The following is a 19,659-nucleotide window of genomic DNA, read 5'->3' as shown; positions in this document are numbered from 1 at the left end:
CGGGCAACGGATGGAAATGCGGCGGACGGCGGGATCGCGGCGTGCAGTCGAGGGTGGTGCGGCTGCTGTGGTGTCGGGGCGGTCTAACGGAATGTGGTTCCGTTAGAGGCGGTTGTTGGTCAGAGGCGGCGCTAACGGAATGTGGGAAGCTGTCGATTAACTGTGCACAACGATCGTGCGACAGATAATCAATTTTTGCGAAATACTTTGGAAAATACGATGTTTTCTTTTCCGTTCTCACGATTACACCCGTTTTCGTGGTATAATGGTAGCAAGGTGTTTACAGGAGGCGACGCATATGACTTTTTCGGTTCGGTACAAAACGTTCGACCAACTTTCCTTTGCCGATGTGCAAGTGTACACCAAGCTGCCGCCGCATCCGTTCTGGAGCCATGTCGACAGCAAGTGTGGTTCCGTTAGCGGACTGGTGGATGTGCAGAAGCAGGAGTTCGGGGCGTGTTAACGGCACGAAATGCCGTTAATCGGCTGCCGGACCGGGCGCGTGCCCGGATTAACGGCACAAGGTGCCGTTATAATGCGGTCGCTGGCCCGGCAAGTGGGCGTAAAGCGGCGAATAACGGCACGAGATGCCGTTATTCGGCTGCCGGGCCAGGTGTAGGCTCGGATTAACGGCACCCCGTGCCGTTAATAATGGTCGTTGGCAAAACCGTCGGCCGTAGATTTCGATCGCCCTTGCGCATCGTGAAAAAGTTGGTTACAATGAAAGCGGGACTTAGAATGTTCATCCGGGACAGAATACGTCCAATTGGATGGAGTGAGGTGCGCGATGCGCGAGTGGATTGAGTTGCAGCAGCGCCTTGTTCCGGATCTGCTTGAAGTCATGGCGAAGCGCTATGTCATTCTGAGTCAGGTGATGAAGTCGGAATCCATCGGCCGCCGCGCACTGGCGGCTGCCTTGTCCATGACGGAGCGAACGCTCCGGGCGGAAGCCGATTTCCTGAAAGCGCAGGGTCTGCTCGAGGCGAACGCTGCGGGCATGCGCATCACCGACGCCGGCCGGCGGCTGGTGGAGTCGCTGGCGCCGTTCATGAGCGAACTGTCCGGCCTGTCGGAGCTCGAACGGCTGATCCGCGATCATTTCCGGCTCCGGGAAGTCATTGTCGTGCCGGGTGATGCGGATGAGGCGCGGGAGACGAAGCGGGAGCTCGGCCGGGCGGCCGGGCGGGTGCTGATCCGGTCGCTTCAGGGCGGCGACGTGGTCGCCGTGACCGGCGGCACGACGCTGGCGGCGCTTGCCGAGACGATCACGGTGGATCAGCCGCTGAAAGGCGTGCTGTTCGTGCCGGCCCGGGGCGGCTTCGGCGAGAGCATGGACTACCAGGCGAACACGATCGCCTCGACGCTGGCGAAGCGCACCGGCGCCGCGTACCGGCTGCTGCACGTGCCGGACCATCTCAGCGAGGACGCGTATCAATCGCTCATGCTTGAGCCGAACGTGCGGGAAATGGTAGAAGTCATCCGCAAATCCCGCATTGTGGTACACGGGATCGGAGACGCTATGGTCATGGCGCGCCGGCGCAAGATGGATACGCGGACGATGGATGCGATGCGCGCGGAAGGCGCGCTGGCGGAAGCGCTCGGCTACTATTTCGACAAGAGCGGAACCGTCATCCACCGCATGTCGACCGTCGGCCTCAGACTCGATGACCTCGAGAAGGCCGAGCATGTCATCGCCGTGGCGGGCGGCAGCAGCAAAGGCGAAGCGATCGCCGCGGTGCTGCGGTACGGCCAGGACGACGTGCTCGTGACGGATGAGGGCGCGGCCCGGCGGCTGGAAGCGATCATCCGGCAGGAACGACAGCAGGCGGACGGCTGATTGGCTTCTGAATCTCCCCGACAAGGCACACAAGGTTGCAAGGTTATCCTGACGCAGGGCGCCGCCCCCGCGGGCGAGCGCAGCGTCTTGCGATATAAGCATGATTACAAGGAGGATGTAACCATGGTGAAAGTAGGCATCAACGGTTTCGGCCGCATCGGACGCAACGTGTTCCGCGCGGCGCTGAACAACCCGAACGTGGAAGTCGTCGCGATCAACGACCTGACGGACACGAAGACGCTGGCGCATCTGCTGAAGTACGACACGACGCACGGCACGCTGAACGCAACCGTCGAAGCGAAGGAAGGCGCAATCGTCGTCAACGGCAAGGAGATCAAGGTCTTCTCCGAGCGCGATCCCGGCGCGCTGCCGTGGGCTCAGTACGGCGTTGAAATCGTCGTGGAATCGACGGGCATCTTCACCGCGAAGGAAAAAGCCGAAGCTCACCTGAAAGGCGGCGCGAAGAAAGTCATCATCTCCGCGCCGGCGACGAACGAAGACATCACGATCGTCATGGGCGTCAACGAGGACAAATACGATCCGAAGGCGCACACGATCATCTCCAACGCATCCTGCACGACGAACTGTCTCGCGCCGTTCGCGAAAGTGCTGAACGAGAAGTTCGGCATCGTCAAAGGCATGATGACGACGGTTCACTCCTACACGAACGACCAGCAAGTGCTTGACCTGCCGCACAAGGACCTGCGCCGTGCGCGCGCCGCTGCGGAGAACATCATCCCGTCCACGACGGGCGCCGCGAAAGCCGTCGCGCTCGTGCTGCCGGAGCTGAAAGGCAAGCTGAACGGCATGGCGATGCGCGTGCCGACGCCGAACGTCTCCGTTACGGACCTCGTGGCCGAACTGAAGGTCAATGTCACGGTCGAAGAAGTGAACGCGGCGCTGAAGGAAGCTGCCGAAGGTCCGCTGAAAGGCATTCTCGCATACTCCGAAGAGCCGCTCGTTTCGTCGGACTACAAAGGCAACCCGCATTCCTCGATCATCGACGCCCTGTCCACGATGGTCGTCGAAGGCAACATGGTCAAAGTCGTCTCCTGGTACGACAACGAATGGGGTTACTCGAACCGCGTCGTAGACCTGGCTGCCTACATCGCCAGCAAAGGGCTGTAATATACGGAATCCGTCGGTTCAAGAGGAGCAGCAGCCGCTGTCTCCTCTTGGCGCGCGTATAGGAGACGCCCCGCGGGGCAATTACGAGGAGGAGCCTTCATGAGCAAAAAGAGCGTCAGAGATGTAGACGTCGCCGGCAAACGCGTATTCGTGCGCGTCGACTTCAACGTGCCGGTCGAGAACGGAGCAATCACGGACGATACCCGGATCGTGGAGACGCTGCCGACGATCAAGTATCTGGTCGAGCGCGGCGCGAAAGTGATTCTGGCCAGCCACATGGGCCGTCCGAAGGGACAAGTCGTCGAAGAACTGCGCCTCAACCTGCAGGCGAAGCGGCTGTCCGAACTGCTCGGCGGCAAGCCGGTCGCGAAGGCCGACGAACTGATCGGCGAATCGGTGAAAGCGCAAATCGCCGGGATGAAGGACGGCGACATCCTGCTGCTGGAGAACGTCCGCTTCCATCCGGGCGAAGAGAAGAACGATCCGGAGCTGGCGAAGGCGCTCGCCGAGCTGGCCGACCTGTACGTGAACGACGCGTTCGGCGCCGCGCACCGCGCCCATGCGTCCACGGAAGGCATCGCGCACCATCTGCCCGCCGTGTCCGGCCTGCTGATGGAGAAGGAACTCGAGGTGCTCGGCAAAGCGCTGAACAACCCGGACCGTCCGTTCACGGCCATCATCGGCGGCTCGAAGGTGAAGGACAAGATCGACGTCATCAACAAAATGATCGAGATCGCGGACAACATCATCATCGGCGGCGGCCTGTCGTACACGTTCTTCAAGGCGCAGGGCGTCGAGATCGGCAAATCGCTGCTTGACGAGAGCAAGCTGGACGCGGTGCTCGGCTTCATGCAGAAGGCGAAGGAGCTCGGCAAGAACTTCCGCCTGCCGGTCGACATCGTCATCACCGATGAATTCAGTGCCAACGCGAAGACGAAGGTCGTCGACATCATGAACGAAGGCATCCCGGCCGATCATGAAGGCATCGACATCGGGCCGAAGACGCGCGAGATCTACGCGGACATCATCAAGAACTCGAAGCTGGTCGTCTGGAACGGACCGATGGGCGTGTTCGAGATCGAGCCGTTCTCGCACGGCACGCGGGCGATCGCCGAAGCGTGCGCGGCCACGAGCGCCTATACGGTCATCGGCGGCGGCGACTCCGCGGCAGCGGTCGAGAAGTTTGGCCTCAAGGACAAGATGGACCACATCTCGACCGGCGGCGGCGCGTCGCTCGAATTCATGGAAGGCAAGAAACTGCCGGGCGTCGAAGCGTTGAACGACAAGTAAGAGGGAGGCTGGAACATGCGGACACCGATCATCGCAGGCAACTGGAAAATGTTCAAAACAGTCTCCGAGGCCGAAGCGTTCTTCGCGGAAGTGAAGGGCAAGGCGGAACGGCCGGGCGTGGAGAGCGTCATCTGCGCGCCGTTCACGAACCTGCCCGCGCTCGTCAAGGCGGCCGCCGGCACGACGATCGCGATCGGCGCGCAGAACATGCACTTTGAAGACAGCGGCGCGTTCACGGGCGAAATCAGCGGACCGATGCTGAAAGAGCTCGGCGTGAAATACGTCATCCTCGGCCACTCCGAACGCCGGGCGTACTTCGCGGAGACGGACGAGATCGTGAACAAGAAAGTGCACGCCGCGTTCAAGCACGGCCTGACGCCGATCATCTGCGTCGGCGAGAAGCTGGAAGAGCGCGAGGCGGGCAAGACGAAGGACGTCTGCAAGACGCAGACGGAAGCCGCGCTCAAAGGCCTCACCGCGGAGCAGGCGGCGCAGGCGGTCATCGCCTACGAGCCGATCTGGGCGATCGGCACCGGCAAGTCGTCGACGGCGGACGACGCGGAAGACGTCATCGCCTACATCCGCGGCGTCGTGCGCGGCCTGTTCGGCGAAGCGGCGGATCGTGTCCGCATCCAATACGGCGGCAGCGTGAAGCCCGACAACATCCGGGAGTTCCTGAGCCGGCCGAACATCGACGGCGCGCTGGTCGGCGGCGCAAGCCTCGAACCGGCCTCCTACATCAAGCTGATCGAGGGGGCGGTCTGACATGGCGGCGCCGAAACCTGTCGCCCTGATCATTCTGGACGGCTTCGCGCTCCGCGAAGAGACGAAAGGCAACGCGGTCGCGCAGGCGAAGAAGCCGAACTTCGACAAGTACTGGGCGGCGTATCCGCATACGACGCTGACCGCCTTCGGCGAAGCGGTCGGCCTGCCTGACGGGCAGATGGGCAACTCCGAGGTCGGCCATCTGAACATCGGCGCCGGCCGGATCGTCTATCAGGATCTGACGCGGATCTCGAAGTCGATCCGCGAAGGCGAGTTCTTTCGGAACGAGACGCTGCTCGGCGCCGTCCGCCACGCGAAGGAGAAGGGCAAGAAGCTGCATCTGTACGGCCTCTTGTCCGACGGCGGCGTGCACAGCCACATCGACCACCTGTTCGCGCTGCTCGAGCTGGCGAAGCGCGAAGGCCTCGCCGAAGTGTACGTCCACGCGTTCCTGGACGGCCGGGACGTGGCGCCGGACAGCGCGAAGCGCTATATCGAGGCGCTGCAGGCGAAGATCGCGGAGCTCGGCGTCGGCAAGATCGCGACGGTGCAGGGCCGCTACTACGCGATGGACCGCGACAAGCGGTGGGACCGCGTGGAGAAGTCGTACCGCGCGATGGTGTACGGCGAAGGTCCGAAGTACCGCGATCCGATCCAGGCGCTCGTCGATTCGTACGAGCAGTCCGTTCTGGACGAGTTCGTCGTGCCGACGGTCATCGTCGATGACGCCGGGGAGCCGGTCGGGCTGGTGGAATCGGAAGATGCGGTCATTTTCTTCAACTTCCGTCCGGACCGGGCCATCCAGCTCTCGCAGGTGTTCACGAACGACGATTTCCGCGGCTTCGACCGGGGCGAGAAGTTCCCGAGGAACCTCCATTTCGTCTGCATGACGCTGTTCAGCGAGACGGTGGGCGGCTATGTCGCCTACGCGCCGAAGAGCCTCGACAACACGCTCGGCGAAGTGCTCGTCCAGCACGGGAAGAAGCAGCTGCGCATCGCCGAGACCGAGAAGTATCCGCACGTGACGTTCTTCTTCAGCGGCGGACGCGATATCGAGCTGCCGGGCGAGAAACGGGTGCTCATCCCGTCGCCGAAGGTTGCCACGTACGACCTGAAGCCGGAAATGAGCGCCTACGAAGTGGCCGACGCGGCGGTCGCCGAGATCGAATCGGGCGTCCATGACGCGATCATCCTGAACTTCGCGAACCCGGACATGGTCGGCCATTCGGGCATGCTCGAACCGACGATCAAGGCCGTCGAGGCGACGGACGAATGCCTCGGCCGCGTCGTCGAAGCGGTGCTCGCGCAAGGCGGCGTCTGCATCATCACGGCCGACCACGGCAACGCGGACATCGTGATCGACGAGAACGGCCGTCCGCATACGGCGCATACGACGAATCCGGTGCCGTTCATCGTGACGAAGCAGGGCCTTGAGCTGCGCGACGACGGCATTCTGGCCGACATCGCGCCGACGATGCTCGAACTGCTGGAGCTGCCGCAGCCCGCGGAGATGACCGGCAAGTCGCTGATCCGCAAATAAAGACCGCCTGCACCGCCTGAAAACGGCAGGAAGGGTTGGCCGGATGTCGAATAGGGAAAGATGCGGCTAAACAGGGTGCTGACAGCTGCGGCCGTTCGGGGAGCCGGACGGCTGCCCGGACGGCCCGCCGCATGTCAGGGACGAGCCTGTGCGGCGGCCGCACGGGACGTTGGAAGTGGAAGTTCGGAAGTTTATTTTCAAGCCAGAAGGAGTGCTGCAGTTCCATGACGATAATTACCGATGTCTATGCACGCGAAGTGCTCGATTCCCGCGGGAATCCGACCGTTGAAGTGGAAATCGCCCTCGAATCGGGCGGCAAAGGCCGCGCGATCGTGCCGTCCGGCGCGTCGACCGGCGCTTATGAAGCAGTCGAGCTGCGCGACGGCGACAAGAGCCGTTACCTGGGCAAAGGCGTCCTGAAAGCGGTCGAGAACGTGAACACGATCATCGCGCCGGAGATCATCGGCCTCGACGCGCTCGATCAAGTGGCGATCGACCGGAAGATGATCGAGCTCGACGGCACGCCGAACAAGGGCAAGCTCGGCGCGAACGCGATTCTCGCCGTGTCGATGGCCGTCGCCCGCGCCGCTGCCGACGCGCTGAACGTGCCGCTGTACACGTACCTCGGCGGTTTCAACGCGAAGACGCTGCCGGTGCCGATGATGAACATCCTGAACGGCGGCGCGCATGCCGACAACAACGTCGACGTGCAGGAGTTCATGGTGCTGCCGGTCGGCGCGTCCAGCTTCCGCGAAGCGCTGCGCATCGGCGCCGAAGTGTTCCACAACCTGAAGGCCGTGCTGAAGGAGAAAGGCCTGAACACGGCTGTCGGCGACGAAGGCGGCTTCGCGCCGAACCTCGGCTCGAACGAAGAGGCGCTGGAGACGATCATCGCCGCGATCGAGCGCGCAGGCTACAAGCCGGGCGTTGACGTGTACCTCGGCATGGACATCGCATCCACCGAGTTCTTCAAGGACGGCAAGTATCACCTCGAAGGCGAAGGCAAGTCGTTCACGTCCGCGGAATTCGTCGACCTGCTCGAGTCCTGGGTGAGCAAATACCCGATCATCACGATCGAGGACGGCTGCTCCGAGGACGACTGGGACGGCTGGAAGCTGCTGACGGATCGTCTCGGCGGGCGCGTGCAGCTCGTCGGCGACGACCTGTTCGTGACGAACACCGCCCGCCTGTCGCAAGGCATCGAGAAGGGCGTAGGCAACTCGATCCTCGTCAAGGTGAACCAGATCGGCTCGCTCACCGAGACGTTCGACGCGATCGAGATGGCGAAGCGCGCAAGCTACACGGCGGTCATCTCGCACCGTTCCGGCGAGAGCGAAGACAGTACGATCGCGGACATCGCGGTTGCGACGAACGCCGGTCAGATCAAGACGGGCGCACCGTCCCGCACGGACCGCGTCGCGAAGTACAACCAGCTGCTCCGCATCGAGGATCAGCTCGGCGCCACCGCGATCTATGCCGGCAAGTCGGCGTTCTACAACCTGAAGAACTTCAAGTAAAAAGCAAGACCCCCGCGTGCATTGCACCGGGGGTTTTAATTATTTGAGGTATCGTTCTTTGATAATGTTCATGTGATGAATCTCATGGCCGATGCTGACGCAGGCGGCGGCGAGGGCGGTCAGCCGGCCGCCGGCGAACGAGCCGGCGCGGTGCCACGCTTCCGCCGGCAGATGGCGGAGCAGCGTCAGCGACGCCGCGCGGACGGCATCATATTCCGCGATGACGGCGTCCAGCGGCATCCGCTCATGCGGCGCGTATTGGGCAAATATCTGCTCATCGTACCCCGGCAGCTCCTGCGGGTCGTTCCGCGCGATGCGCAGCAGCCGGTACATCCAGACGCGCTCGTTGTCCGTGAAATGGCCGACGACCTGGCGGATCGACCATTTGCCTTCGGCATAGCGGAAGTCCGCCTGCTCGTCCGTCAGGCCGGACAGGAGCGCCTTCGTCTCTTCGCGCTGGCGCTCGTAGATCTCCAGCAGATCGCCTTCCGGCACGAGCTGAACATATTTCCACGGCGCGGGCGGGCAGTCGTCTGCGGTCGGTCGTTCGAACATGATGCGTGCCTCCTTTCGATTCCTTTTTGGCTTGAATATGAAGGAAAAGGATTCCGCCGTCAAGCACAAGTTCCGTCCGAAGTCCGCCGAATGCGCCAAAATCGCAAAAGGTTTTCCCCAAAAACGGACATACGCGCCGCCCGCCCAGGGGGTATAATAGGTGGCGAAAGCGCTTGAAGCGGCGCGGCGGCATCGGCCGGCAGGAGGCGCGGCTTCGCAACAATTCTTAGTCAATGGTGGTGGCAGGCATGACGAAACCGGTAATCGGCATTCAACTGTATACGTTCCGCGACGTGACGAAGGACGATCTGCTCGGCACGCTGAAGAAGGTTGCCGAAATCGGCTATCAGGCGGTCGAATTCGCGGGCTTCTTCGGCCATTCGGCGAAGGAAGTGCGCAAGGTGCTCGACGACAACGGGCTGAAGGCGCCGTCCGCGCATATCCCGCTCAATTTCCAGGAGCCGGACAAGCTCGAATCGGATCTCAAGCAGCAGATCGAGTACGCGCTCGAACTCGGCCTCGAATATGTGATCACGCCGTGGGCGCCGTTCCCGGAGACGCCGACGGAAGCGGATCTCGAATCGTTCATCGAGAAGATCGACAAGGCGTCGCAGCTCGTGACGGCGGCCGGCCTGAAATACGGCTACCATAACCACGATTTCGAATTCAAGCAAGTCGGCGGCAAGACGATCATGGACCACCTGCTTGAGCGCATTCCGGCGGACCGCCTCATCGCCGAGTTCGACCTCGGCTGGGTGCACGTCGGCGGGTACAAGCCGGCGGATTACCTGGAGCGCTACAAGGGACGCGTGCCGATCGCGCATTTCAAGGACTTCGTGCAGGGCCGGGAGGACACGGAGATCGGCTACGGCAGCGTCGGGTACGACCAGGTGCTGCCGGCGGCGCTGGCGGCCGGCGTGAACACGATCATCGTCGAGCAGGAGCAGTTCAAGTCGTCGCCGTTCGAGAGCGCGGCGATCAGCCTCGAGTTTTTCAAGAAGCACGGCGTGCTGTGATGGGATTTGTGCGGGCCCGCGGCGGGAAGCTGCCGGGCCTGTTTTCTTTTGTGTCGATGCTTGTAACAAACCGGGAGATATGGTATAATACGAATACTGTGTTTACGTACCCTCTGTTCGGGAGGTGGAAGCGTGGAAGTCTTCTTCAAAATTTTGCTCATCATTTTCTCGCTCGGATTGATCGGTGTCGTCCTGCTCCAGAAGGGGAAAAGCGCCGGGCTGTCCGGGGCGATCACGGGCGGCGCGGAGCATCTGTTCGGCAAGCAGAAGGCGCGCGGTCTGGATCTGTTCCTGCAACGCGTCACGGTCGGCCTTGCGGTCGGTTTCTTCCTGCTGGCGCTGGCGGTTGCATATTTCGTGGAATAAGCGACGAGGGAAACGGGCAAACTGCCCGTTTTTTTTGTTTAAACACAGGAATGAAAGCCGGGGCTTACGGTGTCGGCCGGACGGATGCGCGGATGGATTTTCGTATATACTATATGCGATATGGGAATCTATCACAGTCTGCACGGCGGATTCATAGAGGTCCGGCCAGACATGAGGTGAACCGCAATTGGTAACGGAAGAACAGCTGCTTGATTTCATGCGGGAACTGGCGTACAAGCCGATGACCGTACAGGAATTGGAGCAATCGTTCGGGCTGGAGGGCGCGGAGGAATTCAAGACGTTCCTCAAGCTGCTGAACGAACTGGAAGAAGAAGGGAAAATCTACCGGACCAGCAACAACCGCTACGGCGTGCCGGAGCGGATGAATCTGCTGCGCGGGCGGGTGCAGGCGCATCCGAAAGGGTTCGCGTTCCTGATCCCGGACGAGCCGGATCATCCGGACGTCTACATTCACGCGAACGATCTGAAAAGCGCGATGAACGGCGACATCGTGCTGGCGCGCGTGACGTCGAAGAGCAGCGCGGGGAGCAGCGCGGGCGGCCGCCTGGAAGGCGAAGTCGTGCGCGTCGTGCAGCGGGCGATCACGCAGATCGTCGGCACGTTCGAGCATCACGAATCGTTCGGCTTCGTCATCCCGGATGACAAAAGGATCAACCGCGACCTGTTCATCCCGCAGGAAGGGTTCAACGGCGCGGTGACGGGGCAGAAGGTCGTCGCCCGCATCGTGACGTATCCCGAAGGACGCTCGGCGGCGACGGGCGAGATCATCGAGATTCTCGGCCACAAGGACGATCCCGGCGTCGATATTCTGTCGATCATCCGCAAGCACCAGCTGCCGGAAAGCTTCCCGGACGAGGTGATGGCCGAGGCCGAGGCGGTGCCGGACCGGATCTCCGAGGAGGAGATCGCCGCCCAGGGACGGCGCGATCTGAGACCAAAGACGATCGTCACGATCGACGGCGAGGACGCGAAGGACCTGGACGACGCGGTGTGCGTCGAGCGGCTGCCGAACGGCAATTATCTGCTCGGGGTCCATATCGCGGATGTCGGGTATTATGTGAAGGAAAATTCGGCGCTCGACCAGGAGGCCTACCGCCGCGGCACCAGCGTCTATCTCGTCGACCGGGTCATTCCGATGCTGCCGCACCGGCTGTCGAACGGAATCTGTTCGCTCAACCCGCAGGTCGACCGGCTGACGCTGTCGTGCGAGATGGAGTTCGATGAAGAGACGCTGCGGGTGGTGCGGCATGATATTTTCCCGAGCGTCATTCGGACGACGGAGCGGATGACGTACACGAATGTGCGCAAAATATTGGTCGACGACGATCCCGAGCTGAAAGAACGGTACGCGGGCCTCATCGACATGTTCAAGCTGATGGAGGAGCTGGCGCTGAAGCTGCGCGACAAGCGGATGAAGCGCGGCGCCATCGACTTCGACTTCCAGGAGTCGAAGATCATCGTCGACGAGAACGGCAAGCCGGTCGATATCGTGAAGCGCGAGCGCTCGATCGCCGAGATGATCATCGAGGAGTTCATGCTGGCGGCGAACGAGACGGTGGCGGAGCATTTCTATTGGCTGAAGGTGCCGTTCCTGTACCGGATCCACGAAGATCCGGACGCGGAGAAGCTGCTGAACTTCGTCCGGTTCGTGGCGAATTTCGGCTATATCGTGAAGGGCAAAGGGAACAAGGTGCATCCGCGCGCGCTGCAGGATCTGCTCGAAGCGATCCGCGGCACGAAGGAAGAGACGGTCATCGCGACGATGATGCTGCGCTCGATGAAGCAGGCGCGGTACGAGGCGGACAGCCTCGGGCACTTCGGGCTGGCGGCAGAGTTCTATACGCACTTCACGTCGCCGATCCGGCGCTATCCGGACCTCGTCATTCACCGGATCATCCGCGAGGTGCTGACGAGCGGCGGGACGCTCTCCGCGAAGCGGATCGACGAGCTGGCGGCGAAGCTGCCGGACATCGCCCGGCAGTCGTCCGAGCGCGAGCGCGTCGCGGTCGAGGCGGAGCGGGACACGGAGCAGCTCAAGAAATGCGAGTTCATGTTGGACAAGATCGGCGAGGAATTCGACGGCATCATCAGCAGTGTGACGAGCTTCGGCATGTTCGTGGAGCTTGAGAATACGGTCGAAGGTCTGATCCGAATCAGCGATCTGACCGATGACTATTATCATTTCCATGAGGAGCATATGGCGCTGATCGGCGAGCGGACGTCGAAGATTTACCGGATCGGCGACGAGGTGCGCGTCCGCGTCGAGCGCGTCAACATGGAGGAGCATCAGATCGACTTCGCGATGGTCGACATGAAGCCGCGAGCGGCGGCGCCGCGCCGGAGCGAGGGCGGCCGCAAGGCGGAGCGCGGCAGACGCCGCGGCGAGGAAGGCGGCCGCGGGGGGCGCGGCCGCAAAGGCGGGCGCGGCGGAGACGCGGAACCGGCCGTGGTCCGCGTGGACATGTGGGGGCTGCCGGTGACCGGCAGCGTCGGCGGCGCCGCGGGCGAAGCGGGCGCCGGCGGGGCGCGCAGGCAGCGCGCGGCGAAGCGCGCCGCCTCGGGGAACGGCGGCCCGGGCGGCAAGGGCCGCAAGAAGAAAGCTTCCGCGGGTACGACGCGGAAGCGGAAACGGTAGGGGTTTGCGGTTTGTGAGCCCCGGCCGCCGGGGGCGGTCGGGGCGTCGCATTTTGGCGGGAAAGCCGGGGTGCGGCGGGTGATTTTTTTTGAAAGGGGGATCGGCTTGAACTGCGGAGCGGATCTTGCTATAATAGTCGTCTGATCGAGTGGCGCGGCATGCGGGAGGTGGGGGAACATGGCGAAGTCGAAACACGATGAGAAGCCGCTGGCGCAGAACAAGAAGGCGTCGCACGACTATTTCATCGAGGAGACGTACGAGGCGGGCATCGTGCTGACCGGCACGGAGATCAAGTCGATCCGGCAGGGAAAGGTCAACATCAACGATGCGTTCGCGACGATCCGAAACGGCGAGATGTTCGTCCACAACATGCATGTCAGCCCGTTCGAGCAGGGCAACCGGTTCAACCCGAGCGACCCGACCCGGGCGCGGAAGCTGCTGCTGCACAAGGCGCAGATCCACAAGCTGTTCGGGCTCGTGAAGCAGGAAGGGTACACGCTGGTGCCGCTGAAGATTTACACGCGCAACGGCTTTGCGAAGCTGTTGATCGGCCTGGCGAAGGGCAAGAAGCAGTACGACAAGCGCGAGGCCGCGGCGAAGCGCGACGCCCAGCGGGATATCCAGCGGGCGCTGCGGGAGAAGCAGAAGATTGCGCGGTGAGGCCGTGCGGGCGGCCGTGGGTGCGGTGATCCTGGCAATTCGGGAATTCGGCAGTCCGGTTCCCAGCCGTTCCTTGCAACCTTCGGGGCGCGCGTGCGGTATAATGGAATCAGGAACGAACGATCCGTGTTCAGCCGAACCGGTCGGATCGTGCCTTCCGATTTTGATTTTGGGGGCGTTTTTGGATTCGACGGGGATAGTTCGAGCATGGGTTGCGGGTAGCGGGGACGCGTCCGCTTCATCAACGCTAAGGCCAATTAAATGGCAACCAACGTACTTCCTACGCTGTAGCAGCCTAAAAAACTGCTCGCGTGCTCTTACCCTCCATCGCCCATGTGGCGGGATAAGGGCTCAACCTTAGTGGGCTACGCCGTCTGGTCTCCGCCTGGGGCTAGCGGAAGAAGACAATCAGGCTGACCCTTGCGAAAGCCGGTTACGGGGCGGTCGCTCGGGTGACAACAATACCGTGACTACACCCGTAGAAGCCTGTGTGGCGTTATCTTCGGACAGGGGTTCGAATCCCCTCGCCTCCACCAATACCATCAGAAAAGACACCGCGTTAGGTGTCTTTTTTGCGTTTTCGGTATTTGTGGCGGTTAGAAGGCCTGCGTAGTTATTGGATTTTTGACGCTTCTGAGGTTGAATACGAAAAATTTCTGATGGTGTTCATTGCGGAGCCGCCATGCATGCAAAAAGATTGTTAATACTGCTAATCCATAAAATCCACAAAATGCATTATCAGTTGGCGGTGTGTTCTCAGACAAAATGCATCATAAAATAAATGTCACCTGCTTTGTTCCATAAGAAATGATCCTAAATTTCGAAAGCCCATTGTTTCGGTAAAATCACGAGATGTTAGCGCATAACACCCTGTAAATAACAGGGAAGTTCCCAGCCAGACAACTCCCCGTCAGCGTTGAAAGGTATTCCTCCCCCCTCCCCCACCGCAAGGGGCTTTTGGTTTTCCATGTAAAATTGTGGGAATCTCTAACCTGACATGGTCGCCAGCCGCGCTTCGATTCGCTTCCACGCATGGCGGTATGGAAAGTCGTGAGCCAGTTTCAGGATGAGCTTCCGGCTGTGCCGAACGATCGTCGCCGCCCAATGGAAGAACTCCAGCCGAAACCTGGCGATCGTATAGCCCCAATGAACGGGTTCGCAATAGTCCCGCTTGAACCGCTCATAGAGGTTGTAAGCCAGCATTTTGATCAGCAAATCCAGCTCGTTGGCCTCAAAATCCCCCGTCGCAATCCGGTCGATGGAAAACCCGTCCTTGGCTTCCTTGATGTCATTTTCCACGCAGCAGCGCTGATTGTAGAAGCGCCACACATCGATCGGTTCCCACTCCAGGTTGGTGACGATCGCCTCATATTGCCAGTCCGTATCGAAAATCAGCCGCCCTTGGCCGTCATCGGCCACTTGCGCCTTGCGGATGACCGCCACACGGCGGGGTTTCTTCCAGGAGGTGGCCTTGTACAGGAGCGTGATTCCCTCGATGACCCACTCCTCGTCCTCGACATAGCGTTTCCAGTATCGGCAGGTCTTCACTTCCTTCGCCAGACGACCGGTCCACTTCAGCTTGCCTGCGTAACCGATTCGTTTACGCTCCCACAGGCTGTAGAACTCCTCGCCGCCGAATCCCTTGTCGAATCGGGCATACTTCACCGTCCGCCCGCTCAGAAGTTCAAGCGTCTGCTCCAGGAAGGAAGTGGCATCCGTAGAGGCGTGTGTGTTGCCGGCTCGGAGCATGGCGTTCAGGCACAGGCGGGTTTGGCCTTCGAACACCAGAAGGGGATGGTAGCTCTTCCGACCCGGTTTATGCGGATTGGGGCCTTTGGCCGCGCCGGCCTGATCGCCGTATACCGTTTCCACCGTAGAATCCAGATCCAGGATCAGTTCGGAGGGCAGACAAGGCCGAATGACTTCCTGGTTGACTTTGCGCAAATCCAGCTGCAGGTTGGGACAGAACCTGCCAAGCCGCACCAGTTCCTTGTAGAGCAGGGAGTGATGGGGACACCGTCCGCCGAGAAAACGGCGGATGAGCGGATCATATTGCAACTTGCGAAAATGAAAGAGCCGCTGGCAGCCGAGCACCCAGCCGACAATGAGATACAGCAGGATGCGGTAGAGGGGAAACAACGAGTTGTTTGCCTTCGCAAACGATAGCCCCTGCAGCGCCTTGGCGAGCTTGATTTTCTCGAGGTATTCCAGAAAGATTTTGGCGCCTCCGAAACTAGTCGCATGTCGCAGGGAAAATTCTGTCTTGATTTTGCTGACGGGTGTGGTAGACTTCACCTTAAAGGTGCTCCTTTCTTTGGTTGGAGTTTTTTTCGTCAAACACCATTCTACCAAAGAACAGGAGCCCTTTTTATGTTTTTAAAAGAGTTTTACTTTCGAAATTCAGGTTCATCAGTAAATTGGGTTGCCCTTGAAAAGCATCATTGTGTGGTGTTTTAGCTATCTGTGGAATACCTTGCCTAACGGGAGGGGATGGGACGGAATCAAATCCTTGCCACCTGAACTTTTGACGAAAACAGCTTACTCATTCGTCTTTGGAGGAAAAGCGCGGCTTTCCGCACGGATGACGGAAAGCCGTCTTTTTCCATTTGAAAGCGGTAAGCCAACGACGGGCACTTGCTTCGCATCTCCTAAAAAAGCTAGATAATGTCATTCCGAAAACCGCCAAGATAGCCTCGTATTCCGCCTAATTTGTCATGTAGGCCATGATTTTCATTCCCAATCACGCGAACATTACACCAAATATTACCGAAAACAACATGTACACGACTGCGTCTCCAAGCCGTTTTTGGTCGATCAATTGGACAATTTCATATCCGAACGTGGAAAAGGTTGTGTACGCACCGCAAAATCCGGGTCCCAGCAATAACCAAAGCCATGGCGCAACCAAGCCCTGGGTGTACAGAGAAAATAATATCCCCAGCAAAAGCGAGCCTGAAATATTGATGAAGCCTGTTCCCAAGGGATACCATTTGGTACCGCGGGCCACAATTCGCTTTCCCATATAAAACCGGACAATCACCCCTGCAATTCCACCGAGACCTGTGAAAAGCACCATCAAGTATTATGCCCCCTTGCTTCTTGACCCTCTGATTTGGAATTCGGCTATCGATTGTCCAACCCCAACCAATACGATACCTCCCAAAACGCTTGACACTACATAAACGAAAGCCGCAATAAAATGATGATTTTCTAACATTTGAGCAGTTTCCAATGAAAAAGTCGAAAAGTGGTAAATGAGCCCGTCAATCCCATTCCGATGCCAAGACGAATTTCCAACGGCCATTTCCAACGAAATAACGTAATGGTAAAAAACCACCCGAGAAACAAGCAACCGGTCAAGTTAATGATCATCGTTCCCAAAGGGAATCTATCCGACAATACAGGGATCCATTCCCCAGCGTAAATCGAAACAGGGCACCCAGAAAAGCGCCGACAGCCAGAGCCAATCCTTTCATACCCTCACCCTGATATTTCAGCATAAAAAAGAATAGACTCCCCCCATCGCAACACGGGTAGGAGTCATCAGCCTTTCGGCAGTTATGGCGAACTCCATCGCCTATTTCATCACCTGTATTCTAAACCAGCCGAAGTCCCCTGTCAATCACACGCACAACCTGCACAACCTGCTGCCTCGTCGTCCAACGTCAGTGCCGGGCCAAGGCTTCGTGGCGTCCATCTTTCCCAAATTCCGCTCACCGGGTCGACGGACACAAGGCGCAACCATCCGTTGCTCACTTTTCTGCGGAATTCGGGATTCCCTTCGAGCAGCTTCACCATATACGGCCGCGGGGCTTCGATGACCACGAGCAAGCGAAGCGGGGAATGAAACCATTCCCTGTCGCTTGCCATGACCGACTGCCACGGCAACCCCGCAAGCAAATCGCTTCCGTTGCCCTGCATCACACCGATCCCCGCCGTGACGGTCTGGGTGGCCTTGTTGCCGCTCCCGTAGATATGGGGGGCGACCGTCGAAGCGTAATATTGCAGGTTAATCCACTGGGCGACGGTCACCGGACCGGCCGCAATATTCATCAGCAAAGTTCCGTCCGGGTCTTCCCGCCAGTCGTAACTGTGCAAAAATACCCTTCCTTCCAGATTGCACGATTCGGTCAAGTGTCGCCTGCCGATGACAAACGCGTAATTCCCCGCCAGCCCCCATTCCGGACGAACTTCACTCCAGTCTGCCGCACGCCGGTGCGCCTCGGCAACCGGATCGCGTCCAGCGGCGCCAGCACCCGGCAATTTGGCCAGTTGCTCCAGATTGACCTTGCGGGTTACCGCCCGGAGCCTGTCCTGAAGCAGGGCAAAAGCGTCCCGGGCCGCCGGGGAAAGTTCCGGCACATGCAGCCAGCGCAACTCATGGACAGTGGTGCTATGTTCCGCGGCGATAAAAACCGTCTCTTCCGGGATGACGATGCCTTGCCCGGCCAGAGCCCTCCGCACCTCTTCCCGGTTGCAGAGTTCCGCGAATACCCGGGCGTTCAACCCTCCGGCGGCTCCGCCGCAAGCGCCGCAATCCAGAGCCGATGCGTAAGGGTTGTTCGCCGTCTCGCTTTTGTGGCCGCAAACGACCACAAGAGGCGAAAATGCGGACGTCAGGCCGATGCTTCTCAACAAGCTGCCCACATAGTTCACTTTCTCTTCCAGGGAAAATCCTGTCGGCAAACCGGAGTCCCCGCAAGTACTCTCGAGATCCAGGGTCAGATGCGTCTTCATTTTACCGGCAGACCGTTTCCGCCAACGATGGATGGAACCGATGACGCGTTCAGGAGCCGCATTCCGCATAAGCATGTACAATCCCAGCCACGGTCCGCTCATTTCCGGCAACAACAGGCTGGTGACAAGCCCCTGTTTCATCTTTTTAAATACGCGGGCGACGGAAAGTTTCGCGGATTCCGCCCAAAGATACGTTTGGCTGCCGGCGGATGGAAGCTGTTCCCGTACCTCATGGCGGGGTTCGACAATGGCCGGACAGGCCGCATGGACGTGCCCGTCCGGCAGGCGCGTCCGGATGGGAAGGCCGAAAAATCCCGCACAGCCGAATGTTTCAAACGGCCCTTCCCGTTCGAGATGCCGGCGGAAAGGTTCGGAACGGACGTCGATGCAGAAGAGCAGCTGCGCGGCCGCCCGTCGGGCGTGGCCGTTTGTTTGCGTTGCCGATATCGTTTCCCGCAACTTCTCCTCTTGTGTATCCTCCCAGGCTTCCAGCCACAGTCTGGGACGAACCATCCAGGCGAAACGGCGGGCGAAATCCAGCCGGATAAACCGCTCTTCAGGCGACATCCCGAACCATTGTTCGCACGTCCATCCTCCCCAATGCAACCATGCACCAATCCAGGGTAAGAGTTCCGCGTCATGGTCGGCATCACCGGTCTCCTGAAGGGGAAGACGGGGGGCGACCAGCGCCCATTCCGTCGACAGACGAATCGCCAAATATTCCGTCAGCAAGCGGTATTCCTGTCCGGATTTTTGCGAGCGCCACAGCAACATCCCCGCCCAGCCCGGCAGCGCGATCAGGTGTTCTTCCAGATAACGCTCCATGTCCGGCCGCGGAACATTCAGGTTAAACAGCGCCTGCTTCAACGCGTCTTCCGCGTTTGCCGGCGTTTGTTTGATCCGCCCGCGCTCCGCCCGGCTCAGGGACGGATCGTGGCACGCCAGTTTCCGCCAGGTGCAGTAGAATCCCGATTCCCGAAACGGCATCCCCCACGCGGCTTGCCCTTCGTCCAGAAACAGCTTGCACCATTTGATCATATGGCGGTCCAGCGCCCGCGCAAAGCGGGGTTCTCCTTGCGCTTCCAATATCGCGCTTTTGGTTCGGACACAACGGACGGGAAGGCGATCCGGCAGCGTTTTGGCGTGTTTCATCCGGACGGCCAGACGTTTCATCTCTAACGAATTCATGACCTCGCGGGGAACGTTTTCGTGCCACAGCAGTCCGCAGCACAGCCGTTCCGCTTCTTTGCGGGGAATGGAATGCGCCTCCTCATTCAGCCACTTCCCGAAACGTTCCTCGAGCTTACGTGGACTTAACTCCCCTTTTCGCAGCGCTTCATGAAACATCGCCATCGGGGGAAACAGGTCCAAACCCCGGGAATCCCGAAATCGTTCCGCCACTTCCTCAAACGTCAGATGCTCCAGTCCCGCCCAGGGATGGACAGCGACAAACGTGCGAAGCGGCCACAGCGGAGCGATGACCCGGCTCGCCCTTCCCACCATCTCATCCACCGGCAGGTTGCCGGAAAAATCCCGATCGCATTTTTTTTCATTATTTTCCACACGGTTTTCCACATGATCCACAGCCCGTT

General features: G+C 60.0%; 16 protein-coding genes, 1 other RNA gene and 1 riboswitch. Of the genes, 12 read left to right on the top strand and 5 right to left on the bottom strand.

The window, feature by feature from the left end:
- Positions 1-298 precede the first annotated feature (298 nt).
- From THECO_RS21815 to eno, 7 genes are all read left to right on the top strand, one after another.
- Positions 299-463: a hypothetical protein gene (locus THECO_RS21815; RefSeq protein WP_015256254.1), complete on the top strand. Its 165-nt coding sequence runs from the start codon at positions 299-301 to the stop codon at positions 461-463.
- Between the two features lie 324 nt (positions 464-787).
- The gene (locus tag THECO_RS16955; RefSeq protein ID WP_015256253.1) at positions 788-1,837 is read left to right on the top strand and encodes a sugar-binding transcriptional regulator; all 1,050 of its coding nucleotides are present in this window, start codon (positions 788-790) and stop codon (positions 1,835-1,837) included.
- A 123-nt stretch (positions 1,838-1,960) separates the two neighbouring features.
- On the top strand, positions 1,961-2,965 hold the full coding sequence (gap, locus tag THECO_RS16950; RefSeq protein WP_015256252.1) for a type I glyceraldehyde-3-phosphate dehydrogenase: 1,005 nt from the start codon (positions 1,961-1,963) through the stop codon (positions 2,963-2,965).
- A gap of 99 nt (positions 2,966-3,064) precedes the next feature.
- Positions 3,065-4,255 carry a phosphoglycerate kinase gene (locus THECO_RS16945; protein ID WP_015256251.1) on the top strand — a complete coding sequence of 397 codons (1,191 nt, stop codon included), beginning with the start codon at positions 3,065-3,067 and terminating at the stop codon, positions 4,253-4,255.
- 15 nt (positions 4,256-4,270) lie between these two features.
- Positions 4,271-5,020, top strand: a complete 750-nt coding sequence (tpiA, locus tag THECO_RS16940) for a triose-phosphate isomerase (RefSeq protein WP_015256250.1) — start codon at positions 4,271-4,273, stop codon at positions 5,018-5,020.
- A 1-nt stretch (position 5,021) separates the two neighbouring features.
- Positions 5,022-6,560 carry a 2,3-bisphosphoglycerate-independent phosphoglycerate mutase gene (gene gpmI, locus THECO_RS16935; protein WP_015256249.1) on the top strand — a complete coding sequence of 513 codons (1,539 nt, stop codon included), beginning with the start codon at positions 5,022-5,024 and terminating at the stop codon, positions 6,558-6,560.
- A gap of 224 nt (positions 6,561-6,784) precedes the next feature.
- The gene (eno, locus tag THECO_RS16930) at positions 6,785-8,077 is read left to right on the top strand and encodes a phosphopyruvate hydratase (RefSeq protein WP_015256248.1); all 1,293 of its coding nucleotides are present in this window, start codon (positions 6,785-6,787) and stop codon (positions 8,075-8,077) included.
- Positions 8,078-8,116: 39 nt separating this feature from the next.
- Here the strand turns inward: eno and THECO_RS16925 are convergent, their stop codons facing one another.
- On the bottom strand, positions 8,117-8,632 hold the full coding sequence (locus THECO_RS16925; RefSeq protein WP_015256247.1) for a DinB family protein: 516 nt from the start codon (positions 8,630-8,632) through the stop codon (positions 8,117-8,119).
- Between the two features lie 248 nt (positions 8,633-8,880).
- On the opposite strand from THECO_RS16925, the gene THECO_RS16920 reads away from it, so the two are divergent.
- The 5 genes from THECO_RS16920 to ssrA all read left to right on the top strand — a co-directional run bounded on the left by THECO_RS16920 (position 8,881) and on the right by ssrA (position 13,866).
- Complete coding sequence (locus tag THECO_RS16920) at positions 8,881-9,648, top strand: sugar phosphate isomerase/epimerase family protein (protein WP_015256246.1); 768 nt, start codon at positions 8,881-8,883, stop codon at positions 9,646-9,648.
- A gap of 132 nt (positions 9,649-9,780) precedes the next feature.
- The gene (gene secG, locus THECO_RS16915) at positions 9,781-10,014 is read left to right on the top strand and encodes a preprotein translocase subunit SecG (protein WP_015256245.1); all 234 of its coding nucleotides are present in this window, start codon (positions 9,781-9,783) and stop codon (positions 10,012-10,014) included.
- Between the two features lie 187 nt (positions 10,015-10,201).
- Entirely contained in the window at positions 10,202-12,670 is a 2,469-nt protein-coding gene (gene rnr / locus THECO_RS16910) for a ribonuclease R (RefSeq protein WP_015256244.1), read from the top strand.
- Between the two features lie 177 nt (positions 12,671-12,847).
- Complete coding sequence (gene smpB / locus THECO_RS16905) at positions 12,848-13,330, top strand: SsrA-binding protein SmpB (RefSeq protein WP_015256243.1); 483 nt, start codon at positions 12,848-12,850, stop codon at positions 13,328-13,330.
- 171 nt (positions 13,331-13,501) lie between these two features.
- Positions 13,502-13,866, top strand: a transfer-messenger RNA (tmRNA) gene (ssrA, locus tag THECO_RS21305).
- 451 nt (positions 13,867-14,317) lie between these two features.
- On the opposite strand, the gene THECO_RS16900 is transcribed toward ssrA, so the two are convergent.
- The 4 genes from THECO_RS16900 to THECO_RS16890 form a co-directional block, all read right to left on the bottom strand.
- Positions 14,318-15,625: an IS1380 family transposase gene (locus tag THECO_RS16900; protein WP_015256242.1), complete on the bottom strand. Its 1,308-nt coding sequence runs from the start codon at positions 15,623-15,625 to the stop codon at positions 14,318-14,320.
- A gap of 445 nt (positions 15,626-16,070) precedes the next feature.
- The gene (crcB, locus tag THECO_RS16895; RefSeq protein WP_015256241.1) at positions 16,071-16,406 is read right to left on the bottom strand and encodes a fluoride efflux transporter CrcB; all 336 of its coding nucleotides are present in this window, start codon (positions 16,404-16,406) and stop codon (positions 16,071-16,073) included.
- A 134-nt stretch (positions 16,407-16,540) separates the two neighbouring features.
- On the bottom strand, positions 16,541-16,738 hold the full coding sequence (locus THECO_RS22760) for a fluoride efflux transporter FluC (protein WP_408646084.1): 198 nt from the start codon (positions 16,736-16,738) through the stop codon (positions 16,541-16,543).
- Between the two features lie 119 nt (positions 16,739-16,857).
- A riboswitch (Fluoride riboswitch) is annotated at positions 16,858-16,917 on the bottom strand.
- Positions 16,918-16,948: 31 nt separating this feature from the next.
- The gene (locus THECO_RS16890) at positions 16,949-19,642 is read right to left on the bottom strand and encodes a DUF2309 domain-containing protein (protein WP_408646083.1); all 2,694 of its coding nucleotides are present in this window, start codon (positions 19,640-19,642) and stop codon (positions 16,949-16,951) included.
- Positions 19,643-19,659: the final 17 nt, after the last annotated feature.

The sequence above is a fragment of the Thermobacillus composti KWC4 genome, from assembly GCF_000227705.2.
Taxonomy (GTDB): Bacteria; Bacillota; Bacilli; order Paenibacillales; family Paenibacillaceae; genus Thermobacillus; species Thermobacillus xylanilyticus.
Note: the sequence above shows the minus strand (reverse complement) of the source record. Positions and strands in the feature narration are given on the sequence as shown.